This window comes from Stieleria maiorica, from assembly GCF_008035925.1.
GTDB classification, from domain to species: domain Bacteria; phylum Planctomycetota; class Planctomycetia; order Pirellulales; family Pirellulaceae; genus Stieleria; species Stieleria maiorica.
Window position 1 is genome coordinate 1,964,308 of the sequence record NZ_CP036264.1, and the last position, 23,161, is coordinate 1,987,468.

Here is a 23,161-nt window from a genome sequence, read left to right on the forward strand (position 1 = left end):
AGGCTTCGCCTCTTCCGCGATATCGGATGCGCTGATGAAACAAGTTTGCATCGCACACGCATGCAAATTTCAACAGCTCATTCATTCTGAAAACGCGGAGAAGTAATCTTATGGGCCGAACTCGCTACAAATTCGATGAAGATGCTTACCCCCATTTCGTAACATGCACCATCAACGCGTGGTTGCCGGTGTTCTCCAATCCTGACTTTGTGGATATCGTGCTTGATTCCTGGCGGTTTTTACAACGGGAACGGAGCATTCAAATCGAAGGTTGGGTCGTCCTGGAAAACCATTTGCATTGGATCGGCGTCGGGCCATTGCTCGGGAAGCGTGTGGGGGAATTCAAATCCTACACTGCAAAGCAGATTCTGATTGAGATGCAGAAACGGGGTTATCAGACGCTGCTTGACCAGTTTCGCTACTTCAAACGACGCTACAAGAATGACCAGGTTCATCAACTTTGGCAGGAGGGAAGTCATCCCAAGCGGATTGATACCGACCAGATGATGTGGCAAAAATTGGATTACATTCACCACAATCCGGTCAAGCGAGGTTATGTCGATGATCCGGTCCATTGGCGATATTCAAGCGCGCGAAGCTACGCTGGACAGCAGGGGCTGTTAGAGATCTGCCAGGACTGGCGTTAGCCTCAGATTCGCAAACCCCACCTCGTTCCCAGGCTCCGGCCTGGGAACGCGAGGCCGGGGAGGCTCCCGCCTCCGGCGGCGTTGCTGAGGCCGGAGCCTCAGGGCAGCGCGTGACGAGGCCGGAGCCTCGTCACGAGTATCCCGCACTCGTTCCCAGGCTCCGGCCTGGGAACGCAAGGTCGCGGAGGCTCTTGCCTCCGGCGACGGTGCTGAGGCAGGAGCCTCAAGGCAGCGCGTGACGAGGCCGGAGCCTCGTCACGAGTATCCCGCACTCGTTCCCAGGCTCCGGCCTGGGAACGCAAGGTCGCGGAGGCTCTTGCCTCCGGCGACGGTGCTGAGGCAGGAGCCTCAGAGGCAGCGCGTGACGAGGCCGGAGCCTCGTCACGAGTATCCCGTACTCGTTCCCAGGCTCCGGCCTGGGAACGCGAGGCCGCGGAGGCTCTTGCCTCTCCGACGGCGTTGCTGAGGCAGGAGCCTCAGTGGCAGCGCGTGACGAGGCAAGAGCCTCGTCACGAGTATCCCGTGCTCGTTCCCAGGCTCCGGTCTGGGAACGCGAGGCCGCGGAGGCTCTTGCCTCCGACGGCGTTGCTGAGGCAGGAGCCTCAGTGGCAGCGCGTGACGAGGCAAGAGCCTCGTCACGAGTATCCCGTACTCGTTCCCAGGCTCCGGCCTGGGAACGCGAGGTCGCGGAGGCTCTTGCCTCCGGCGACGGTGCTGAGGCAGGAGCCTCAAGGAAGCGCGTGACGAGGCCGGAGCCTCGTCACGAGTACCCCGCACTCGTTCCCAGGCTCCGGCCTGGGAACGCAAGGCCGGGGAGGCTCTTGCCTCTGACGATGGTTCTGAGGCCGGAGCCTCAGGACAGTGCGTGACGAGGCAAGAGCCTCGTCACGAGTATCCCGTACTCGTTCCCAGGCTCCGGCCTGGGAACGCAAGGCCGGGGAGGCTCTTGCCTCCGACGGCGTTGCTGAGGCAGGAGCCTCAGTGGCAGCGCGTGACGAGGCAAGAGCCTCGTCACGAGTATCCCGTGCTCGTTCCCAGGCTCCGGCCTGGGAACGCGAGGCCGCGGAGGCTCTTGCCTCCGACGGCGTCGCTGAGGCCGGAGCCTCAGTGGCAGCGCGTAACGAGGCAGGAGCCTCGTCACGAGGGAAGACGAGACCGGAGCCTCGTCACGAGGGAAGACGAGACCGGAGCCTCGTCACGAGGGAAGAGGGAAGGAGGGCACGGTTCAGATCTCCGCGTTCAACTCATCGACCTGTTCGTTCAGCGTCAGCAGGTCATACACGAACCCGACGCCGAGCAATCCACCGGTCAGCAGGAACAGCACCCCGGTGAAGATCTTGCCCAGGTACAACCGGTGGACGCCGAACAGTCCCAAGAACGTGTGCAGCACCCAGCAGATGGTGTAGTCAAACCGGCCCGGTCGATAGCGACGCGAGGCATCGTCGGCCATCGAGGGGATCAGAAACAGGTCCACAATCCAGCCGATTAACAGCAATCCACCGGTAAAGAACCAGATCGCGCCGGTGACAGGACGGCCGAAATAAAACCGGTGCGCTCCGAAGATGCCCAGAATCCAGTACAGGTACCCGATCAACACCGGGTGGGTCGGAGCCGTCACCTCGGTCGCGGTCTGGCCTGGGTTTGTGTAAAGGTCGGTCGTAGCGTGCATGGCTCGGAAATTCAGGGCGATGGAAGTCGGAAAAAACGACAGCGGACATTCATGGCAGACCCTACCCGCCGAGTCACAATCTTCAGCAAATCACATTCCAATTCGCCACTCCCGCTCCGATCTTGGCAACGTCCGGAACAGGAAGTTTGCCGTTCGCAAGTCTGATGGCCGGACGCTGGCGACCATCGGTGGGACCAGTTCGTTGCGATGTTCGAGCGATCGATCCCACGACAATTCCATCCCATTTCTGCTAGGATGCCGCGTTATTCATCCCCCTGGTCAAATGCGCGTGAGACAGCTTTGATGAACGGTTTTCCGGGATCCGCGACGTTCGTGATCCCCACCATGGACGAACAGGATACGGTGGGCACGTTGGTCGAGAAGATTGACGCGGCCTGTGGGGGCATCGGGTTGCCCCACGACGTGCTGTTCATCGACGACGGCTCGACCGACGAAACGTGGTCGCGAATCGAGGCACTTGCCGAGCAATATGATCACGTCCGCGGCATCCGTTTCCGGCGGAATTTTGGCAAAGCGGCCGCGCTATCGGCCGGGTTCGCCCAAGCCACCGGGGACGTCGTGTTCACCATGGACGCCGATCTGCAAGACGATCCGGTGGAGATTCCCGCGTTCATCGACAAGCTGAACGAAGGCTTTGATGTCGTCAGCGGATGGAAACAGAAACGCAAGGACGCGCTCGACAAGACGTTGCCCAGCAAAGTCTTTAACTGGCTGGTCAGCCGCATGACCGGTGTGCACCTCCATGACCACAACTGCGGGTTCAAGGCCTATCGCGGTCCGGTGACCAAGGACGTCACCTTATACGGCGAACGACACCGTTTCGTGCCCGTGTTGGCCGCAGCCAGGGGGTGGCGAATCGCCGAGATCCCGGTCGTTCACCATGCCCGCCAGTTCGGCCAGTCCAAGTACGGTGTCTCGCGACTGGCCAAAGGATTCCTGGACCTGCTGTCGATCTTCTTCCTGACAACGTTCGGCAAGCGACCGTTCCACTTCGTCGGGGCGATCGGATTGCTGTTCTTTTTAACCGGAGGCTTCGGCCTGGTCTATTTGGCCGCGATGTGGGTGATCTCGCGACAATTGGAATCGATGACCGACGTCGATCTGCACGCCTCGGCATTGTTTTATTACTGTATCACCGCGCTGCTGCTGGGCGCCCAAATGTTCTTGGCCGGATTGCTGGCCGAGCTGATCGTGTCGCTGTCGGATCAATCCAAGACCCCGTACAGCATTTTGCAAGACACACAATCGCCGCGTGAAACGACCGAGCGCTGTCCGTCATGACGAACCACAACGACCGAGGATTCTCGGTTGCCACCGTCTACACCTTGTTGATCGTGATCGCGTTGTCGGTCGTCTCCGGCCGGATCGCGACCGTCATCAGCCGCGAAGGCGACACGCCGTTTCTAAGTGCCAACGACCGGTCCCGCTGGTGCACGATCGCCGCTTTGGTTGAAAACGGAACCTACCAAATCGATCCATTTCTGGAGCGTCGCGGGATCAAGCAGAACCGCCGACCGTGGGCGACGATCGACTTGGTGCGGCATCAGGGACGTGACGGACAATTGCACTACTACAGCAGCAAGCCCCCGTTGTTGCCGACGCTCTATGCCGGCGTCTACTGGTGCGTTTCGCGCACCGTGGGGATGTGGCTGAGCGACTATCCGATCTATGTCGGCCGGATCGTGTTGTGGTTGGTCAACGTCCCGACCCTGTTTGTCTTTTTGCTGTGTACCATCCTGGCGATCGACCGCATCACGCAGTCGGTTTGGGCGAAGTGTTTTCTGGCCGCATCGGTCTGCTTCGGCACGATGTTGCTGCCGTTCACGATTGCTTTGAACAATCACCTGCCGGCCGCCGCCTCGGCAGCGGTCGTGCTGTACGTCTACGTTCGATCGCTGGACACGACGACCGGGCACGGTTGGTGGTTGCTGGCCGGACTGGCTGCCGGATTCACCGCGGCCAACGAGTTGCCGGCGTTGTCGATGACGGTGTTCTGGGCCGGGCTGCTGCTGTTGGTCCGGCGGCCTGCCCTGCCGGCCTACTGCGCCGGTGTGTTGGTCGTCGCCGCCGCGTTCTTTGCGACCAACTGGATCGCACACCAAAGCCTGCGACCACCCTACATGCATCGTGGCGACGGCGACCTGATCGCCACACTACCGCAGACGAATCCGGGCGTCGAAGAAGTGCGATCGGCGCTGCTGAAACAGGCTCTCGCTGCCGAACAATCGGACATCCAAATCGGGCCATCGAGAGTGCCCCAGCGGTCCAGGGTGCTCGTCGACGGAAAACGACAATTCGGCTTGATCCAGCTCGACGACGGACCGGCGCAGCTGCGCCATTGGGACGACTGGTATGACTATCCGTCCAGTTACTGGGTGGACGGAAAACGCCGTGGCGTGGACATCGGCCAGCCGTCGCGGCTGGTCTATGCGGCCCACATGACGTTTGGGCATTATGGCATTTTTTCGCTCACCCCGATCTGGTTGTTGATGCCGATCGGATTGCTGGGGTTGCGAGCGTCACGGTCGACGGAGCTGCGTCTTTTGCTAGCAGCGATCGCTCTGGCCACGGTCGTGTGCGCGGTGTTTTATGTGCTGCGTCCGGAGATCGACCGCAACTATGGCGGCGTCAGCGTGTGTTTTCGCTGGATGTTGTGGTTCGCTCCGTTGTGGTTGTTCGCCATCGCCGGTCCCGTCGAGTGGCTCTCCGGCCGTTCTTGGGGGCGGTGTTTGACGTTCGTTTTGCTAGCAGCCAGTGTGACTTCCGTTTCGATCTCGCTTGATGGTCCTTGGCAGTCTCCCTGGCTTTACCGTTTTTGGCACTATTTGGGCTGGATCGCCCCGTAAAAACCGGCGTACCATCGCAGGGTCGGACGGCTGACGATCCGCCGGCCGAATCAGGATCGCTTGCTAGCTGGAGCTTGAAACTCTTTGAGCGGCACGGACGCCGAATCGCACAACCGCGCACCATCCGGGAACTCGTCTCGATGGATGGTCGTTGCGCTATTGATTGCGGCGATCGTTTTCATCTTTCGCTTCATTGCTCCCCAGACCGTCGGGGAACAAGTCCGACGCCATGTCGAACAGACGTTCCGCGACCACTATCCCGAATTGGACATTTCGATCGGACGGGGCCGGGTGGAACCGAACATCGGGTTGATCCTGGACGACATCCGCATTGCGTTGCCCGAGACGTCTGGATCGGGTGCGGGACGACGGGGACGGACGTTGAGCGAGCGTCTGGGGATCGCTGACGATGCGTCTCGCCAATTGGTCCAGATCAGCCAGATCGTGGTGGTGGCCAGTGCGGACGTTTCGAAGTTGTGGGAGCAAGAAAATCCGCTGGTCACGCGTCGGATTGTCGTCAGCGGCGTTCACGCGAACGCGTGGCTGGATCGCGACGGCAAGGTTTCGTTGGAGTCGCTGTGGCCGTTGCCGAAGTTTGGCAAGGTCGCCTGTCCGCGAATTGAAGTCCGCGATGCGAAGATCGTCCTGGCCAATGAGTCGGTCGACGCGCGGCCCATCGAGATCGATCTGGCCCAAGCGGTGATCTTGAACCATGCCGATGACGGATCGAATTCCACCGCCGGCAATCGCGAACGGAAGTCGGGCGCTGGGGGAGCGGGGGCTCCGCCGTCGACAGCCATCAGTATCAACGGTGCCGCGGCGTTCGCCGAACATTTTGCCGCGCAGGTGACGATTCGGAACGGACAAACCGATGTGCGTGCGGAGGTGCGTGGCGGCAGGCTGAGTGGCGATCTGATCGACCGCTTGCCGGCAATGCTCCAACAGAGACTTCAGCCGCTTCGAGGGCTGGAACTACTTGCCGACACGACCGCGATCGCACGGATCCAACCCGGCAAACCGACCAATTTTGCAACCCGCAGCCGGATTCATGACGGTCGTTTTCGGCATCCAAAATCATCGATGCCGGTCAAGCAGATTCGCGGCGTCTTGAGCTGCCGGCCGCAGGGGGCGCAGCTCGAATCGTGCCAAGCCTTTTGGGGCGACGCTCGGATCAAGCTGGACGGATACACGACCGGCTATTCGCTGCCGCTGGAAGCCCACTTGGATGTGTCGGCGTACAACTTGATGCTGGATCAACGGTTGGCCGCCGTGATTCCCGAGCGGTTGGAAAGTGGTTGGAAAAAATTCGAGCCGCGAGGGTTGATCGATGTGACCAGGGCGCACCTGGACATCCTGGGGGATCGGATCGAAACCACTGCCGAGATCACTTGCAAGGGCGTCGACCTGAACTACGAAAAATTCCCCTATCCGGTCCGACAGATCACCGGCGACCTGTTCATCGCGGACCATCGGGTGCAAACCGAACTGGTCAGCGGCCGGGTCGGCGGCCAGCTGATGCAGTGCGTTTTTGATCTACCCCTTCGGCCCGGCGCGCAGCATCCCCGCGTGTTTTCAGCGGCGATGGCTGGGCCCGTCGCCATCGATGGCGAATTGCTAAACGCGTTGTCACCGCGCGGCGGCGAGGTCACCAAGCTGGAACAATTCATTCGCTCGCTCAACCCGCTGGGGGCGGTTCATTTGGTCCGCGGCACGATGCGAACCGACGCCGACGGCGTCAAGCACCAAGATCTGGAGTTGAAGGTCAGCGACGCGACGCTCCGGTTCAGCGGGTTCCCGTACCCGTTGTACAACGTCGCCGGCGACGTTCGCGTGATCGACGATCAGGTGACGCTCTCCGGGTTTCAAGGCTCCAACGCCAACGGCGGGTTGATTCGCTGTGAAGGCGATTACCGTGTTCCGCCCCGCGAAGGCCAAGCGGACGTGGCAGGAACGAACCCGCCGACACCACCGGCGATGGCGCCCCAGGCATCGCCTTCGCTGGTCTTGGATTTTGACGCCACCCGAATCTCGCTCGACGAGGCGCTGCGAAGCTCGCTTCCGCTGCCGTCCCGGCAAACCTGGGACGCCCTGGCACCGAGCGGTGTGCTCGATTCGCTGAAAATCAAACTCGTCCGTGATGCACCCAAGGGGCCGTTAAAGCTGACCGTCGTCGCCCACCAATTCGATGCCAAGCGGATCGGATCGGACACCCTGCGTTTGCAACCGATTGCCCTACCGTACCGATTGGACATCGTCGAAGCGGCGGTCCGTTATGAAGGCGGTCGGGTCATGATCGATGCCGTTCGCGCCGAGCACGGTCGGTCGCAGGTTTCCGCCGACGGCGGCTGTTGGCAACTCGACGACGGACGCTGGTTGCTTAGCGTCGACGTTCACAACGGCAGCCGTTTGATCCCCGACGCCGAACTGATCAACGCGCTGCCGCAACAGATGCGTGGTGCGATGCGCGGGCTGAACCTCCGCGGACCGGTCGGAGTGAGCGGGCTGACCGAAACACTGCTCAGTGACGACAGTCATCCCGATCCGGTCTTCGGTTGGGACTTGCAACTGCAATTGGAAGGCAACCGGATCGGTGACGTCGGTCCGGTGCACGGGCTGAGGGGAGAGTTGTCGATCAAGGGCCGCAAGGACGCGCGCGAAATCGCCGCCGAAGGCGAGGTCCGCATCGATTCGCTGCACGTCAACGATCTACAAATCACTCGGTTGCGCGGGCCGTTCCAAGTCAGCGACGATCGGCTTCGGCTGGGCGGCGTGGGACGCGACGGCCAATTTCAACATCCGATCGAAGGCCGTTTGTTCGACGGAACCCTTCGCATGGACGGCAACGTGATGCTGTCCGATGCCAGTTTCAACGTCCGCTTGGCACTGATTCAAGCCAAGCTGCCCGTGCTGCTGGCCGAATTGGGCCACGGCAACAGCGAGCTGACCGGGACGCTCGTCGGCAGCACCAACCTGGAAGGCGTGCTGGGAACCACCGATCTGCTCCGCGGCCAAGGACACGCCGTCGTCACCAATGCCAACCTCTACGAAGTGCCGGTGCTGATGCAGCTGTTGAACGTGCTGTCGATCACGCCGACCGAAGATGTCGCGTTTACCAACGCCGACGTCTTTTTTCGGCTGAGCGAAAACGAACTCTATTTTGACGATCTGAAACTGTGGGGCAGCTTGATCGCACTGCACGGCAAAGGAATGTTGGATCGCCGTCGCGAGTTGGACCTGACGTTCAACACCCGCGTCTCGCCTCGCAATACCTTCACCCGCATCCTCCGCCCGCTGATGGACCAGCGTTACACCCTGTGGACCGTTGATGTGTCGGGGCCCGTTGATAACCCCAGCATCGAACGACGTGCCCTGGACGGCGTCGGCCAAACGATCGAACGGTTGTTCCAAGGGATGAACGGCTCGCCGGACGCCGATCGCAAGGACCGCTCCGCCGGCGTCGGCCGCGTGCTGCAGTAGTGGCATCCGGCGGCGGGCACGAAGAATCCACCGGGCGAGCACGGATCGCGGGGTGAAGTTTCAAGTTTCATCATTCTGCCCCGAATCATTCTGCCATCGCTCTCTTGATTCTCACCGGTCTTCCGCAGCGGTTATAAAAATGAGATCAGTGGCATGTGATTGGTCTTCATTCAACGGGAACTCAAGATGAGCGGCAAAAGCAGTCAGGACGAGCGAATCGCAAAGATGACGTTCGCTTCGGTTTACCCGCACTATCTGGCAAAGGTTGAAAAGAAAGGCCGCTCGAAAGAGGAGCTGCATCAGGTGATCAAGTGGCTGACCGGGCTGAACGAGCGGTCGCTGCAAAAGCAGATCAAGGACAAAACGACGTTTGAACAATTCTTTCGCGCCGCGACCATCCATCCGAACGCGCACCTGATCACCGGCGTGATCTGCGGCCACCGGGTAGAAGACATCGAAAACCCGCTGACGCAACGGGTCCGCTACCTCGACAAGTTGGTCGACGAACTTGCCAAGGGACGGAAAATGGAAAAAATCCTTCGCTCCGTGTGACCACCGAGTCTCTATTGTCCGCGCCGCAGGCCGCATCCCATCGCTCCTGCATTCTTCCGAATTTTTGAAATCCGAATCGGCCCGTCGCTCGTCAGACCGGTAGTGCACCGCCCGCCCCAGACGAGGACCGAACCGTGATTGATCCATTGAAATCAAAACGCTTGCTGGCTGCCTTCACGTTCTGCCTGCCGCTGCTGGGGTGTGCTCAGCAATCCGAAAGCACCAGCATCGCCGAGGTGCTCGATCGTGCCGAAATCCAAACGTCGGCGGAGAATCCTGCGGTCGCCTTGGTCGCCGGAGGTGACGTGCCCGCGCTCCAGACGGCCGATCGATCGGTCTCCAAACGCAAGATCATCTACACGGCCGAAGTCGAATTGGTGGTCGAAGATTTTGCAGCCTTCGAACGCCAGATTCCCGCCGTGATCGGCACCCACGGCGGGTTTGCCGCGGAGCGTCAGACCGATCGACGCCACGGCGACCACCGCGGCGGCACCTGGGTGATTCGCGTCCCGGTGGAAAACTACGACGCCTTTCTTTCGGGCCTGGATTCGCTCGGTTTTGCCAGATCCCGCAGCGAGACGTCCGATGATGTGACCGAAGCCTATGTCGATTTGGAAGCCCGCATCAGCAACAAACACAAGCTGGAAGAACGCATCGTCGCGATGCTGGAAGAACGCCCCGGCAAACTCTCGGACCTGATGGAGATCGAACGGGAACTGTCACGGGTGCGGGAAGAGATCGAACGGATGGAAGGTCGAATGCGGGTGTTGACCGACCAGACGTCGCTGGCCACCGTGACGCTGCGGATCACCGAAGAAGCGACCTACCAGCCGCCGGCGGCACCGACCTTGGGCGACCGCATCGCGGCTACCTGGAGCGGTTCGGTCCGATCGATCACCGGCCTCGCCAGCGGACTTGTGATCCTGGCGGTGGCACTGGCTCCCTGGACCGTAATCCTGCTACCGATCGCGATGATTGCCTATCGACTTCGCTCGCGGTGGATCGGTGTGTTTCGACACAACCTTCCGGCTTCGTGATTCCTCGTCGTCTACGTCAGCCCAAAGGTCGGTTAAGATTGCAAATTGCAAAATGAACATTTCCAATTGAAAATTTGCATTGTTCAATTTGCAATTTGCAATTCTCCGTCCGCCCGCGTCCTCACGGCCCATCCTGTTTCGGCTAAAGCCCAATACCGCTAAGTTAAGGCCGAGGGAGAAGCCCGGACGCTGGCGCGAACCGGCTGATGTCGGACGATGATCAACCGTTTGGCGCGAGCCTACGGGCCCTCCCCGCAGGAAACAACGCTCAACTTAGCGGTATTGGGCTAAAGCCAGGCCGAGCGGCGACAAATTTGAGAAGGAAGCGAAACCGGGGCAGACGCTTGAGCGGCTTCAGCCGATCGTCTCTCAGCCGATTTCCACGCAGTTGCAGACTTGGCCGAGCACGCCGGCTTGGCGGATCGCCGGAACCAGGGCTTGCTTGAGGGCGACCGACGGCAATTGTCCGCGAAGCACGATTCGCGACCCCTCCATCGAAATCTCAAGGTTGGCCAAGTGGTCACAGAGTTCGTGGTGGGCACACAGAACCGAGTCGATTCGCTGGATCAGGCGGGTGAAACGCGAATCGGAAAGTTGTGATGTAGCCATCGGGCTATCTCCCAAGCGGCGGAAGTGATTTTCGCTACTCGAACAAGCGGACTTCTGCCGTTGAAGTGACAAACAAAACTGGAAATTTTGCCGGGACGCAGAAATATCAGGCGGAGACTCCTACGTCGAGGCGAATCGGAGTCAACATTTTGTTTTCGTGAAAAACGCGCAATGTCGATCTATCTACCGCAATCGTCCCTTAACGCTAATCAGATGCTCGAAAAAACGTTTTGTTTTCCAAAAACTTTTTAAAAGTTCATGCCTTTCGGGCCGATTGAACGCTCCGCCCGGTTCCCCCCGTGCGCGCCGGCACAGGCAACACGGAAAGTACCGTTTTATTGTCCTGCTGGATGAACCCTCCCCGCGGGAGGGTTCGCAATGGCACGAGAGCATCGGCTCCAAATTTAGCCCCGGAACCGGAAAACGAATGAAGCCCCTCCCTTGAAGGATTTTTGTCGTCAGGTGGTGCGCTCGGTGCGGGGGTCTGTGGGAATCAAAAAAGCCCACCGATGGCAGCGCGAACCCACGGATCGTCGACCGCATAATATCCGTGGATTCGCGCTGCCATCCGTGGGCACTGATCTCCTTGTGGTGTAGGGTGGCCGGCGAACAAATGAGTCCCCCTTTGCAACCCAACGATGGAGCAAACCGATGGCTGTCGAGATTCATGTGGTGTACACGGGCCAGCTCGGTTGCACGGCGACGCACGGCCCGAGCCAAACGACCTTGATTACCGACGCACCGCTGGACAACGGCGGCAAGGGGGAATCGTTTTCCCCGACGGACCTGGTCGCCGCGGCACTTGGTAGTTGCGTCCTAACGATTCTGGGGCTCGTCGCCGAGCGTCACGAGTTGGACATCAAGGGGACCGAAGTCCGGGTGGTCAAGGAGATGATCCAGAAGCCGGTCCGTCGGATCGGAAGTTTGCGGACGGTGGTGACGATGTCAGCCGCCGCGGTGAGCGAGGCCGCGATGCGGGACCGGCTGGAATCGGCGGCGCGGAAGTGCCCGGTCCACCAAAGTCTTCATCCGGACATCGATGCGGCGATCGAGTTTGTCTATGTGTGAATCGTCCACAGGGATTCCGCCGCAGCTTGGTTTTCGGGTCAACGGTAGTGGGCGACGCGAGGAGTCCTTGCACTGCGCGTTTGGAAAGGACTCGTCGCCTCGTCCACTACCCAAAACCGAAGCGGTGGCAGATCGCTAAACGTAGCGAACCTTGCCGGTCCCGAAGGTGATGTTTCCGATCGGCGTGGCTTGGATCCCCAGATCGGCCAGTTGAGATTGGATGCTGGCGGCATAGAAATCACTGACGATCATGGCCATGCCGATGCCCATGTTGAAGACGCGTCGCATTTCGGCGTCGGCGACGTTGCCGGTTTGTTGCAGGAATCGGAAAACGGCAGGCGGTTCCCAGCTGGTCGGATCGATTTCGGCATCCACGCCCGGGGGCAGGATCCGATCCAAGTTCTCTTCGATCCCGCCGCCGGTGATGTGGGCCAGACCGTGGATGACCTGTTTGACTCGGTAATGGTTTTGGACGGCCCGAACGGCGGCGACATAGATTTGAGTCGGCGTCAGACATTCTTGGGCGATCGTTTTGCCGCCCAGGGCCTCGGGGGTGGAATCCCAGGTCAGCCCTGCATCGGCGATGATTTTTCGCACCAGTGAAAACCCGTTGCTGTGCAAGCCACTCGAGGCGATCCCCAGCACGACGTCGCCTTCGCCGATCTGTTTGCCGTCGATCAGCCGTTTTCGTTCGACGACACCGACGGCGAAACCGGCCAGGTCGTAGTCATCATCGCCGTACATGTCGGGCATGATCGCGGTTTCGCCGCCCAGCAGTGCCATGTCGCCGGCGACGCAGCCGTCGCTGATTCCCTGGACGATCTGTTCCAGCCGAGCCGGGTCGTCTTTGCCCATCGCGACGTAATCGAGAAAGAACAGCGGTTCGGCGCCGGTGCAGAGCAGGTCGTTGACGCACATGGCCACCAAATCGATTCCGACGGTGCTGTGGACGCCGGTGGTTTGAGCGATTTTCAGTTTGGTGCCCACGCCGTCGGTGCCGCTGACCAGTACCGGCTGTTCGTAGTTGCGGGCGAACAGTTTGCCGGCGAAATCGAGTTGAAACAGGCCCGCAAACCCACCATCGCTGGCCAGCACGCGTGGGGAGAAGGTGCGATGCATCAGTTTGGGCAAACGCCGCATCGATTCGGCGTACACGTCGAGGTCAACGCCGGCGTCCTTATATGTCGCAGCCATGGAGGGGGGATCAGCAGTCAGGTTGGGAGTGGAAAATCGGGTCAGCGGCTCCAGTTTGACATCACCACGGCGGCTCTGGTAGCCGTCTGGCAATCAGAACGCCATTATCCGCGGTGTAGTGCGCGGCGATGTTCCACCCACCCTTGCGGGCCTCCGATGGCGGTCATTGAGGCCGCCAAAAACGCCGGAAAACGGTAAACTGTGCCGGTTGACTAAGTGATGTCGGGGCCAATTCCCGGCTGATAGGTCCGACCGTCAGTGTTTCACCAACCGTTTCCTGAGGCTTCTTCGGCAATCCATCGCTAGGCGTCATCGCATGCTCGGCGGCCTGCCTGTTTTCCAAACTCCGCCCCGTGTCTGACAGAACAATGGTCAGCAGGTGGTAGGGTTTCTGGCAAGCATTGTGCAGGCACGTGATGCAGGCGCATTGGAGGTGGCACATGGTGTGCTCACCCCACAGACGCGTTCAGAAAGGATTGCAGGAGACACTCACAACATGCTTATGCGACAACCGACCGGAAACCTTCAGTTCACCTACCAGCCGCCGTTCGGTGCAACGTTGCAGGAGAACGGCGTCCAGTTTTCGGTGTTCAGCCGCTCGGCAACCGCAATGCGTTTGCTGCTCTACAACAAAGTCACCGACCAGGAACCGGCCGACATCATCGAGTTTGATCGCGAGACCGATCGTTGGGGTGACGTCTGGAGTCTGAACGTCAAAGGGCTGGAAGCGGGGCAGCTGTATCACTACCAGGCCAGCGGACCGTGGGACCCGGCCAAGGGGCAACGCTTCGATTCGGCCGCCCGTCTGATCGATCCCTACGCGCAAGCCCTCGCGGGAACCTTCGGACGCAGCACCGACGGCGTCGTGCGGCCTCCCAAATGCGTCGTCGTCAAAGATGACTTCGATTGGGAAGACGACCGGCACCTCCGCCGTGACCTGAGCGAGTCGGTGATCTACGAAATGCACGTACGTGGCTTCACCAAAAGCCGCACGGCCAAAATCAAATGCCCCGGCACCTACCTGGGTGTGATCGAAAAGATCCCCTACCTGCAATCGCTCGGCGTGACCGCCGTCGAACTGATGCCGGTCAACGAGTTTCCGATCCTGGATATCTACGGCAACCCGCCCCAGCGGCCCAATTATTGGGGCTACGACCCGATGGCGTTCTTCTCGCCGCACCGCGGATACGCCTTCGACAAACGCCCGGGAGCGCAAGTCAACGAATTCAAACAGATGGTCAAAGCGTTGCACGCGGCAGGGATCGAAGTGATCCTGGATGTCGTGTTCAACCACACCTGCGAAGGCAACGAGCAAGGCCCGACGCTGTCGTTCAAGGGGCTGGAGAATCAGGTTTACTACATCTTGAGCGAAGGGGAGCACTACACCAACTACAGCGGATGCGGCAACACGCTGAACGGCAACCACCCGGTCGTCCGCGAAATGATTTTTCATTGTCTGCGGCATTGGGTGCACAACTACCACGTCGACGGATTCCGGTTCGATTTGGCCAGTATTCTGTCACGTGACCGGGGCGGAAACCTGGTCCCCAATCCGCCGATGGTCGAACTGATCGCCGAAGACCCGCTGTTGGCCGACACCAAGATCATCGCCGAAGCCTGGGACGCCGCGGGCGCCTACCAGGTCGGTTCGTTCGGCAACCACCGTTGGGCGGAATGGAACGGCCGCTACCGCGACGATGTTCGTGGATTCTGGCGTGGTGACGGCGGCACGTTGGGCGCGCTGGCGACCCGACTGGCCGGCAGCAGCGACTTGTACGAACACGCCGGACGGCCTCCGTTTTGTAGCATCAACTTCATCACCAGCCACGACGGTTTTACCCTCAACGACCTGGTCAGCTACAAAGAAAAGCACAACATGGCCAACGGGGAAGACAACCGCGATGGCGACAATCACAACATCAGCGACAACTACGGCGTCGAAGGCCCGACGCGGAAAAAAGGCGTCAACACCATCCGTGGACGACAAATCCGCAACATGCTGGCAACCCTGCTGTTGTCACAAGGCGTCCCGATGATCGTCAGCGGCGACGAAGTCCGCCGCACCGCACGCGGCAACAACAACGCCTACTGCCAGGACAACGATCTGAGCTGGTTCGATTGGCGGATGGTCGACAAGAACAAGGATGTGCTGCGGTTTGTCCAATCGCTGATTCACTTCCGACGCCAGCAACCGACCGTGCGGCGCATCAATTTCTTGACCGGGCAACCGGTCGACGGCCGCTTGATCCGCGACGTGTCCTGGTACGCCGATGACGGCAGCCCGCTGGATTGGGGACAACACCATCTCAGCATGGTCGCTTACATCGCCGCCCCGAGTCGGGCCGAAGACCCGGCCGGCCTGGGACGCGATCTGGTGATGATGTTCAACAGCACCGGCGACGACCGCACGCAACAATTGCCGGCGGTCGGCCGCGGCATGAAATGGAACCTGTTCCTGGATACCGCCGCGGACTCCCCCAAGGACATTTATCCGGATTTGAACGGGCCGATGCCGCCGAGCAATCGGGCCGTGGACATGCCCTGTCACTCGCTAAAGGTGTTCGTCAGCGGCAAAGTGTCCGCGAAGCGCCGCAAGTAGGGACGCGAAGCGGCGAAAATAACCGCCACTCGCTTCACCTTGCTCAGATTTGTTACACTCTGGAGAGCCCGATCTCGGCACCGTTTGCCGGCTCGGGTTTTTCCATTGGAATCGATTCGGAACGGCGATGCTTCTATCGAGCGACGAGATTCACCGGCGGCTGCGACTGGACGAAATCAAGATCGATCCGTTCGACCCCGCCCGGTTGAACCCCAACGGGTACAACCTCGCCTTGCACGACGAACTGTTGGTTTACGAGGAAGTTGTGCTCGACGTCGCGGTCCCCAATCGCTATCGGCGACTGGAGATCCCCGCCGAAGGGCTGACCCTGCAACCCAACGTGTTGTACCTGGGCCGAACGGTCGAATACACCGAGACCCGGGGCTTGGTGCCGATGATCCAAGGCCGTAGCTCGCTGGGCCGATTGGGGTTGTTCATCAACCCCGGCGGATCGCTGGGCGACGTGGGCTATTGCGGCACCTGGACGTTGGAAATGCATTGCGTCCAACCGGTCCGGATCGTCCCCGGCATGCAGATCTGTCAGATTTATTATCAAGAACTCAGCGGCGACGGTGCGGCGTACTGTAGTGACAAGTATCAACACAGCCGCGACATCCAACCCAGTTTGATGTACCGCGAATTCGGCGGCACGGTTGACGAAACGCAACTGGAGCTTAACTTCGGCGAAACTCCCAGCCGTTGATCGCATGCCTGTTCCGAAAGACAATCGCCCGCTCCGCTCTCCCAACGAGAAAGGCCGCTACCGCCGCGCCTGGAAGGAGAGTCATGGAAACCTGCTGCTGGCCTTTGCCGGGCTGATCTTCCTGATCGGGTTGGCGATGATCTGGGCCAGCCCCCCGGGCACCCCAGAAATCGACGTCGACTTGGGAACCGTTGACAGCGCCGACCAAGTTGTTTCGCTGCCTCCCAACGTGATTTTGATCCGGGTGGCGACCAGCCAGCTCAATTCCGAAGGCCCGATTCGGATCGCGGTTTACGATTCGCCCCACACGTTTGGAAACCCGGAACAGGCGATCATCAAAGATTCGTTGGTTCCGATCGACGGGTTCGTGGTGTGGGAGATCAAGCTGGATTTCTTGCCGGAACAATTCGCGATCGCCGCCTACCATGATCTGGACGACAACGGCGAACTGAATCGCGCGCTGTTCAATGCGCCGGTAGAACCCTACGGGTTCTCCAACAATGCACGCAGCCTGGTCGGGCCGCCGACCTACGAGCAAACGATCATGCAGCGGCCGACCGAATCGACGGCCATCGAAATCCGTGTGTATTGATTGATGCTTTGGATTCGCCCGCTGTTGTTGACGTTGCAATTGATGGGGTTGAGCGTCTTGGTGGCCGCGGCGATCGGAATCCCGCTCGCGTTCTTGATTTCGCTGGTTCCGCAACGCCGCCGATGGGGGCGTGCGGTCAACGCCTATTGTCTGGTCAGTTTGGTCGCCTGCCTGGCCACCCCGATGATCCTGCACGCCGCGGCGTGGGAAGCCACCGCGGGAAAATTCGGCTGGTTGACGTTTTCACAAACGGCCGCGCGGACCTACACCGGACTGGCCGGCCGCTATAGCGGGCTGGTCGCTTGTGTTTGGATTCACGGCTTGTTGGGCGCCGCGGTGGTGTCGTTGGCGACGTGGTTCGCGACCGTGCGGATCGCCCCCGAAGTGATCGACCAGAGTCGGCTGGACGGCGGCAGGACATGGACGTGGTGGCGGATCCGGTTGCCGATCGCCGCGCCGTGGGTGGGCACCGCTCTGTTGGCCACGGCGATCCTGGCGGCCACCGAAATGACCGTCGTCGACCTGTACGGCGTGCGCACCTTGGCCGACGAGTTCTACCTGTTTCACGCCGTCAGCCCTTCGATCACGTCCATCCTGGTCCTGCTGGTGCTGCCCTGCGCCCTGTCGATCGCGATCTTCAGTTCGTTTCTGGTTTCCAGACGCCGCGGATCGGACGTCCGCAGTTTGCGACACCAACCATCGCAAAGTGGTGACGACGGACGACGGCCGCTGATCCCCGGCTTGGCGGCGGCCGCCGCGATTGTGATGGTGACGCTGATGTATGCGTTCCCGTTGGCCGGTTTGGTGGTCAAGGTCGGGCATCAGATCACGGTCTCGTCGGATCCCGAATCGACGCTGGCGGTCGACTGGTCGCTGCGGCATGCGATCGGGTTACTCGCCGCGGCGCCGCGGGAGTTTTCCAGGGAATACGTCGGGACGGCCACGCTGGCGGCGCTGACGGCCGCGGTCTGCATCCCGCTGGCGTGGTCGCTGGCGTCGGTCACTCGCCGGCGCCCGACCTTGGGCCGAAGTGTCGAGCTGCTCTCGCTGATTCTGTTTCTGATTCCCGGCCCGATCATCGGCCTGACCGTGGTGCGTTTGTTCACACTGCCCGTGCCCGGGCTGCAGACCCTCTATCACCAAACGCTGGTGCCGACCGTGGTGGCGCTGATGGCCCGTGCGCTGCCGGTCAGTTACTGGATCCTGCGGGCCGGTTACGCGGGGATCGACAGGGCGATCTTGGACAGCGCCCGCATCGATTTTTCCTGGCTCGGCCGCTTGTGGCTGGTCGATCGGCCGCTGCTCGCCAAACCGTTGTTGATTGCCGGACTGGCCGCGGCGGTGGTGGCCAGCGGCGATGTTCCGGCAACACTTCCGGTCATCCCCCCCGGCGTCGTGACCGTCGGCACACGCTTGTTCGCGCTTCTGCACAGCGGCGCGCGTCATCAAGAAGCCGCGCTGGCATTTTGGTATGTCGCCGCGATCATCGTTCTGGCCATCGCCAGTCGGTTCCGTTGGAAGCGAGCCGCGTAATCACCTACACTGGATAGCACGGCATGCGTGTTGGTGTACAGGCTTTAATCGCCCAATCTCGCTGCGACGCAGCGACCGGGAATCGCCTAAAGGCTAGACGCCAACGATTGCCGCATCGCTCGTTCGCTCACTGCTCTTCGCCCTCTCGATGGATTCCCCGTCCAAGGATGCCCCTTTTGATTTTCAACAACGCCGGCGTGATTGCGATTCCAGTTTTCCTGTTTTGCACCGCCAGTTTGGCCCTGGTGGCGTCACCGGCCGTCGCGGTGGAAACCGTCACTTTTGAATCGGACAAGACGGACCTGGTCAACGGCGCACCGATGCCGACCCGAACGGTCAACGGAGAAATCCTGGTCGAGGCCCAGGACGGCGGCTTGATGCTGCAAAGTGATGACGGCCGCATCTGGATGATCCAGCCCGACCAGATCCTCAAACGTGAATCCGACGATGAAGTGATGCGTCCGCTCACGGCCGATCAGATGGCCGAGCGGATGAAGGAAGAATTGCCCGACGGCTTTTCGATCTACCAAACCGCCCACTACGTCATCGCCCACAACACTTCGGACGCCTATGTCAAGCAAGTCGGATTGCTGTTCGAACAGCTTTACAAAGGCTTCTATGCGTTCTGGAAGAATCAACGCTGGCGATTGCCCGAACCCAAGTTTCCGCTCGTCGCACTGGTGCTGGCCGACCGCGACGATTTTTTGAAACACGCCGGCGCGGAGGTCGGCGACACGGCGCAGCTCGTGATCGGTTACTACCATCTGTCCAGCAACCGCATGACGACGTTCAACATGCCCAATCTGGAACGCAACGTCGCAACGATCATTCACGAAGCCACGCATCAACTGGCCTACAACTGCGGCTTGCAACGACGATTCGCCGACAACCCGATGTGGGTCAGCGAAGGGCTGGCGATGTTTTTTGAATCCCCCGATTTTCAAAGTGCGTCGCGTTGGCGTGGGATCGGTCGCGTCAATCAGGTGAACCTGAAACGATGGCGTGACTATCTGCCGACGCGGCCGTCCAATTCCATCGTCACGCTGTTGTCCGATGACGATCGATTTCGCAGTTCTGACACCGCCACCGACGCCTACGCCGAAAGTTGGGCCCTGACCTATTACTTGCTCAAAACTCGTCGCGAAGAGTACGTCGAGTACCTGAGGCAGCTGAGTAGCGGCAAACCGATGGCCGAATTGACCGCGCGCGAACGCCTGGAGATGTTCGAGGAAACTTTTGGCACACCGCTTGTTGAAATCGACCGGGCGCTGTTGAAATACATGCGCCGCGTCCGCTAGCCCGATTTCCCCAGTTCGCGGCGTCAACCCCGTTTTTCCGGTGTCGGCCCCAACGCGTTGGCACTCCATTTCCATTTGCCGTGATCGCTCGACCCGATCTTGCCCGGTTCATCCACCACACGCCGGGGGACAGCGCCCAGGCCTGCCTGCTCGCGTAGAGCGCCGAGCATTTTCCACATCACGTCACTGGTTACCCCTGAAGAACGGATTCGCAGTCGCCAAGCATTGGAAGCATCCCCAGGCATCTGCGACCGGACCGTAATTTGACCTCGCCCCCACGGCGATACCGAAGGTCCAACCGGCGCGGCGGTCCAACGCTTCCCCCTGCCAAGACAGCGGTGTCCGCCACCGCCGGCACGAACCGATGTCGCTTCGTGCGGTCATTGGCCCAACCTCCGCGACGGTAACAGCGAGGCTTGGTCCATTCCAATGGCTCGGATTCCGGCGTTAGAGCAGCCTCGACCGACACGAGCAGTTGGAAATAACGCTCGCAGCCGCCAATCGTGGAGAACGCTTGGTCTGCAGCGCAAACAGTCGGTTAGGAAGTGTTTTGGTGGCAAAACGCACGCTGCCCTGTCTGCTCGTTCTGATGAACATGAGCTGGCTGTCTGAACGCAGGAACGGCGATCCAGAACAGGCGAGGTTTCATGGCACCTTTTGCCACATCGCGGAAGCATGGCCAGTTCAATGACCAACGAAGCTACAAGCATGGTCACACAGGTCGGTAAGCATTTCAGAAAAAAGCGTGCCCGCATTGACAGACTTTCTGACGTATATGTACCACGTGCTTGCACTTTGGACACGTCTTCTTATTCCATGACGATGTTTCAGTTCTGGTCGCTTCGGCCAATTTTCTTGTCTTGATCTCCTCGGTTCGGTCGGCGTCGGCCAGCTTTACCGCACACTGCGGATGAATGCCTTCTCGCGAGTACGAGCGCTGCCCGCAAACAGGACACGTCTTTCGGTTTCCGCGATCAAGTAGTGGTACCGGCTTCTTTTCGCTCATGAATTCTCGCAAGGCGGGGGAATCGGACTCAAGTCGCTGGTATCGATTCGCGGGGCACTGGGGTCTCGGGGAGGCATCTCATCAGTCTTCATGGTCGCGGATCGAATCAGTTAGCTGCTTGATGGATATTGTGGCAACGAAGCGATATCGATACGTGTCGCCAGTTGTTTCGCGCGCATAAAGAGCGACGCTCGTCACGGATTGGTGAGAATCAGAATTCGAGTCGTGGCCGGCATCCTTGAGTCTTCTGAGTGCATCCGCGCCGACGCGCCAAGTCAATTCTTTAGGGAGAAGCCGGGCACGAGTGTGATAGGTTTCGACATGACCATCGTACGGCCCTCCAATGAAGTCGATGTGCAGCAATCGAATCGGGTCCGCGTCAAAATCAGGCGACTGAGTCATTGAGCACCATTCCTCTCGGCATGTCGCATTGCCTGCTGGGGTCGGTGAACGAAGTATCCGTTTCGTTGAGAAATTCAACCGCTTGCTCGAAAGGTGGGTGACTCACGCTTCACCTCCAATGTCGATCGAAAAAGCATTTTGGAGCAATTGACACTCCTGTTCTCGCAATGAGCGGAGTGATCGGATCCAAGCTTTGATCTCGCCGCATTCTCTCGCATCAATTGGCTCGGAAGGCGATTCGTGTCTGATGCGTTTGCATAGCTCGTGAAGAGATGACAGGGAACAGGCGTTTGCTCTCCGAAGTGCTTTAATGTGCCGCTGCCAACTTGGGCGAAGGCGACGCACCTCGATCAAGTAGCCTCCTTGAGATGCCAGCTCAATGTGCAGGGGAAGATTGTCAAGCAGGCGATTGAGAATCGTTAAGATCGCATGCCGCGTAGGCGCTGTCGCTGGTTGTTCAAGCAAAAGACGCAGCTCGCCAATCAGCCGCGACTCCATTTTGTGGCAGTCCGTTAAGTCGCGAAACCGTTCGATCACTTTTTTCGGTTTAATCATGGCTCCTGGACCGGCGCTCGGCACGCTGTTGCATTCTTGCCAGTTTTCGTGTCGCTCCTGTTTTCATATGGGGCGGTGCGTCACGCATCTTCAGAACCATATTCAGGTCCGTTGCTCCCCTACTGTCGTCGACATTGGCGTACGCCAACGTGCGGTTGAATGGCGACATTGCTTTCACATCTTCCGGCACAGCCGAATTGCCAATGACCGTTGCGTAGTGCTGAATCGTGACATCATGCTTGCCCTGTCTCGCTTGGGAGATTCCGCGATTGTAGACCCGCAACGACTTTTGCCGCGTCGAGAAGCAGCCGACGATCCAATCGAATTGTTTCATCAAAAACACGCCTTCTCATTCGAGACTCGTGAGCGCAGCCTTTCTTTGTCCGCTACCGGACATTCGGCGTTAACGCCTCCGTCGACATCCATCGCCGAAGAGTTGCCGCGACAAATCAGCAGTCCGTGCACCAAGTGTTCCAGAGTCATCCCGCGCAGACATCTACACCCTTGCTCAAGGCAAGCCGCATGGGTCGACGGCACGAAGCCAGTTTAGCGGTGAGCTTGAGATCGTCTCGGTGCTGCCTCAAGTTCGCTGCACCGCTGTCGCACGGAGCGGAATGGCATTCCATTCTTGAGTTCGTATCGTTCGGCGCGCACAAACCAGAACGCGAGGCCCCCAGTGTTGTGGGCAGGAGTCCGCGCTGCTCCGGACGCGCGAACCCCCAATGAACCTTTTCTCCCTGTCTTTTTCCAGCCACGACGCTCCATAATCAACCGAACCAAGACCCCGATAGCCTGGCGAAATCGATTGTTTCGTTGCACTTCCGCCTCGGCGAGAAAGCAATCGATCTCCGGCAAGGATTCCAACTCGCGTACCACGCCGGCTAACGGTGATCGGTCGTGGTGCAACTCGGCATCCTCCATCCTCCGTTGCCGGTTCTGATCGTTGAAGAACTCCAAAGCGACATCGAATGGTTGCTTTGGGTCGTCCACAACATCTGCGTACGTCCGCCCCTGCGGATCTTCGAGGAAACTCTCTCGTGATATTTGTATTCCCGGCATTTGCAGCGGCGTTGTGTTTGGATTCGTGCGACAGGCTGCGTAAAGGTGCAAAAGCCGCACCTCCCATTATTGTACCTCGGGTTCCCTCGGCGATGCAAGCGGACTACTTTCAGGCTCGTTCACAGACGCGGTCTGGGAAAAAGGACGCCCGAACAGCGGACCCAAGATTGCAAAGTGCAATGCGGCTCCCCTTGGATTGAAGCTTTCGAAGAAAGCGTGCCAGTTCTTCAACGCATCTGGCGGAAAATTCGTCCAGACCTTCGAAGTCCACCAGGACTGGGCTGTCATTGACCA

General features: G+C 59.8%; 18 protein-coding genes. 12 read left to right on the forward strand and 6 right to left on the reverse strand.

Annotated features, from left to right (window positions below; genetic code table 11):
• Nucleotides 1-110: 110 nt before the first annotated feature.
• Nucleotides 111-647 carry an REP-associated tyrosine transposase gene (locus Mal15_RS06625; RefSeq protein WP_147867042.1) on the forward strand — a complete coding sequence of 179 codons (537 nt, stop codon included), beginning with the start codon at nt 111-113 and terminating at the stop codon, nt 645-647.
• A 1,225-nt stretch (nt 648-1,872) separates the two neighbouring features.
• Here Mal15_RS06625 and Mal15_RS06630 read toward each other — a convergent pair.
• A complete protein-coding gene (locus tag Mal15_RS06630; protein WP_199773812.1) occupies nt 1,873-2,316 on the reverse strand; it encodes a TM2 domain-containing protein in 444 nt (147 codons plus the stop codon).
• A 303-nt stretch (nt 2,317-2,619) separates the two neighbouring features.
• On the opposite strand from Mal15_RS06630, the gene Mal15_RS06635 reads away from it, so the two are divergent.
• The 5 genes from Mal15_RS06635 (at nt 2,620) to Mal15_RS06655 (ending at nt 10,249) form a co-directional block, all read left to right on the forward strand.
• Nucleotides 2,620-3,618, forward strand: coding sequence for a glycosyltransferase family 2 protein (locus tag Mal15_RS06635; protein ID WP_233903314.1), 999 nt, complete (start codon nt 2,620-2,622; stop codon nt 3,616-3,618).
• Nucleotides 3,615-5,183: a hypothetical protein gene (locus Mal15_RS06640; RefSeq protein ID WP_233903315.1), complete on the forward strand. Its 1,569-nt coding sequence runs from the start codon at nt 3,615-3,617 to the stop codon at nt 5,181-5,183. The genes Mal15_RS06635 and Mal15_RS06640 overlap by 4 nt, the downstream gene beginning before the upstream one ends.
• Before the next feature lie 144 nt (nt 5,184-5,327).
• Nucleotides 5,328-8,660: an AsmA-like C-terminal region-containing protein gene (locus Mal15_RS06645; protein WP_147867044.1), complete on the forward strand. Its 3,333-nt coding sequence runs from the start codon at nt 5,328-5,330 to the stop codon at nt 8,658-8,660.
• 186 nt (nt 8,661-8,846) lie between these two features.
• Nucleotides 8,847-9,212: a DUF2200 domain-containing protein gene (locus tag Mal15_RS06650; protein ID WP_147867045.1), complete on the forward strand. Its 366-nt coding sequence runs from the start codon at nt 8,847-8,849 to the stop codon at nt 9,210-9,212.
• Nucleotides 9,213-9,346: 134 nt separating this feature from the next.
• The gene (locus Mal15_RS06655; protein WP_233903316.1) at nt 9,347-10,249 is read left to right on the forward strand and encodes a DUF4349 domain-containing protein; all 903 of its coding nucleotides are present in this window, start codon (nt 9,347-9,349) and stop codon (nt 10,247-10,249) included.
• 369 nt (nt 10,250-10,618) lie between these two features.
• Here Mal15_RS06655 and Mal15_RS06660 read toward each other — a convergent pair whose 3' ends face one another.
• The gene (locus Mal15_RS06660; RefSeq protein ID WP_147867046.1) at nt 10,619-10,858 is read right to left on the reverse strand and encodes a hypothetical protein; all 240 of its coding nucleotides are present in this window, start codon (nt 10,856-10,858) and stop codon (nt 10,619-10,621) included.
• A gap of 651 nt (nt 10,859-11,509) precedes the next feature.
• On the opposite strand from Mal15_RS06660, the gene Mal15_RS06665 reads away from it, so the two are divergent.
• Nucleotides 11,510-11,926 carry an OsmC family protein gene (locus Mal15_RS06665; RefSeq protein WP_147867047.1) on the forward strand — a complete coding sequence of 139 codons (417 nt, stop codon included), beginning with the start codon at nt 11,510-11,512 and terminating at the stop codon, nt 11,924-11,926.
• 135 nt (nt 11,927-12,061) lie between these two features.
• Here Mal15_RS06665 and purM read toward each other — a convergent pair whose 3' ends face one another.
• Nucleotides 12,062-13,120 carry a phosphoribosylformylglycinamidine cyclo-ligase gene (gene purM, locus Mal15_RS06670; protein WP_147867048.1) on the reverse strand — a complete coding sequence of 353 codons (1,059 nt, stop codon included), beginning with the start codon at nt 13,118-13,120 and terminating at the stop codon, nt 12,062-12,064.
• Between the two features lie 496 nt (nt 13,121-13,616).
• Here purM and glgX point away from each other — a divergent pair, with 496 nt between their 5' ends.
• The 5 genes from glgX to Mal15_RS06695 all read left to right on the forward strand — a co-directional run bounded on the left by glgX (nt 13,617) and on the right by Mal15_RS06695 (nt 19,845).
• On the forward strand, nt 13,617-15,719 hold the full coding sequence (gene glgX / locus Mal15_RS06675) for a glycogen debranching protein GlgX (RefSeq protein ID WP_147867049.1): 2,103 nt from the start codon (nt 13,617-13,619) through the stop codon (nt 15,717-15,719).
• A 127-nt stretch (nt 15,720-15,846) separates the two neighbouring features.
• A complete protein-coding gene (gene dcd, locus Mal15_RS06680; RefSeq protein WP_147867050.1) occupies nt 15,847-16,422 on the forward strand; it encodes a dCTP deaminase in 576 nt (191 codons plus the stop codon).
• Between the two features lie 4 nt (nt 16,423-16,426).
• Complete coding sequence (locus Mal15_RS06685) at nt 16,427-17,014, forward strand: DUF2141 domain-containing protein (RefSeq protein ID WP_147867051.1); 588 nt, start codon at nt 16,427-16,429, stop codon at nt 17,012-17,014.
• Nucleotides 17,015-17,017: 3 nt separating this feature from the next.
• Nucleotides 17,018-18,547, forward strand: coding sequence for an ABC transporter permease (locus tag Mal15_RS06690; RefSeq protein WP_147867052.1), 1,530 nt, complete (start codon nt 17,018-17,020; stop codon nt 18,545-18,547).
• 167 nt (nt 18,548-18,714) lie between these two features.
• Nucleotides 18,715-19,845, forward strand: a complete 1,131-nt coding sequence (locus tag Mal15_RS06695) for a DUF1570 domain-containing protein (protein ID WP_147867053.1) — start codon at nt 18,715-18,717, stop codon at nt 19,843-19,845.
• 1,087 nt (nt 19,846-20,932) lie between these two features.
• On the opposite strand, the gene Mal15_RS06700 is transcribed toward Mal15_RS06695, so the two are convergent.
• The 3 genes from Mal15_RS06700 to Mal15_RS06710 form a co-directional block, all read right to left on the reverse strand.
• A complete protein-coding gene (locus Mal15_RS06700; RefSeq protein ID WP_147867054.1) occupies nt 20,933-21,253 on the reverse strand; it encodes a hypothetical protein in 321 nt (106 codons plus the stop codon).
• A gap of 102 nt (nt 21,254-21,355) precedes the next feature.
• Nucleotides 21,356-21,808, reverse strand: a complete 453-nt coding sequence (locus tag Mal15_RS06705; RefSeq protein ID WP_147867055.1) for a hypothetical protein — start codon at nt 21,806-21,808, stop codon at nt 21,356-21,358.
• Nucleotides 21,801-22,142 carry a hypothetical protein gene (locus tag Mal15_RS06710; protein ID WP_147867056.1) on the reverse strand — a complete coding sequence of 114 codons (342 nt, stop codon included), beginning with the start codon at nt 22,140-22,142 and terminating at the stop codon, nt 21,801-21,803. The genes Mal15_RS06705 and Mal15_RS06710 overlap by 8 nt, the downstream gene beginning before the upstream one ends.
• Between the last annotated feature and the right edge of the window lie 1,019 nt (nt 22,143-23,161).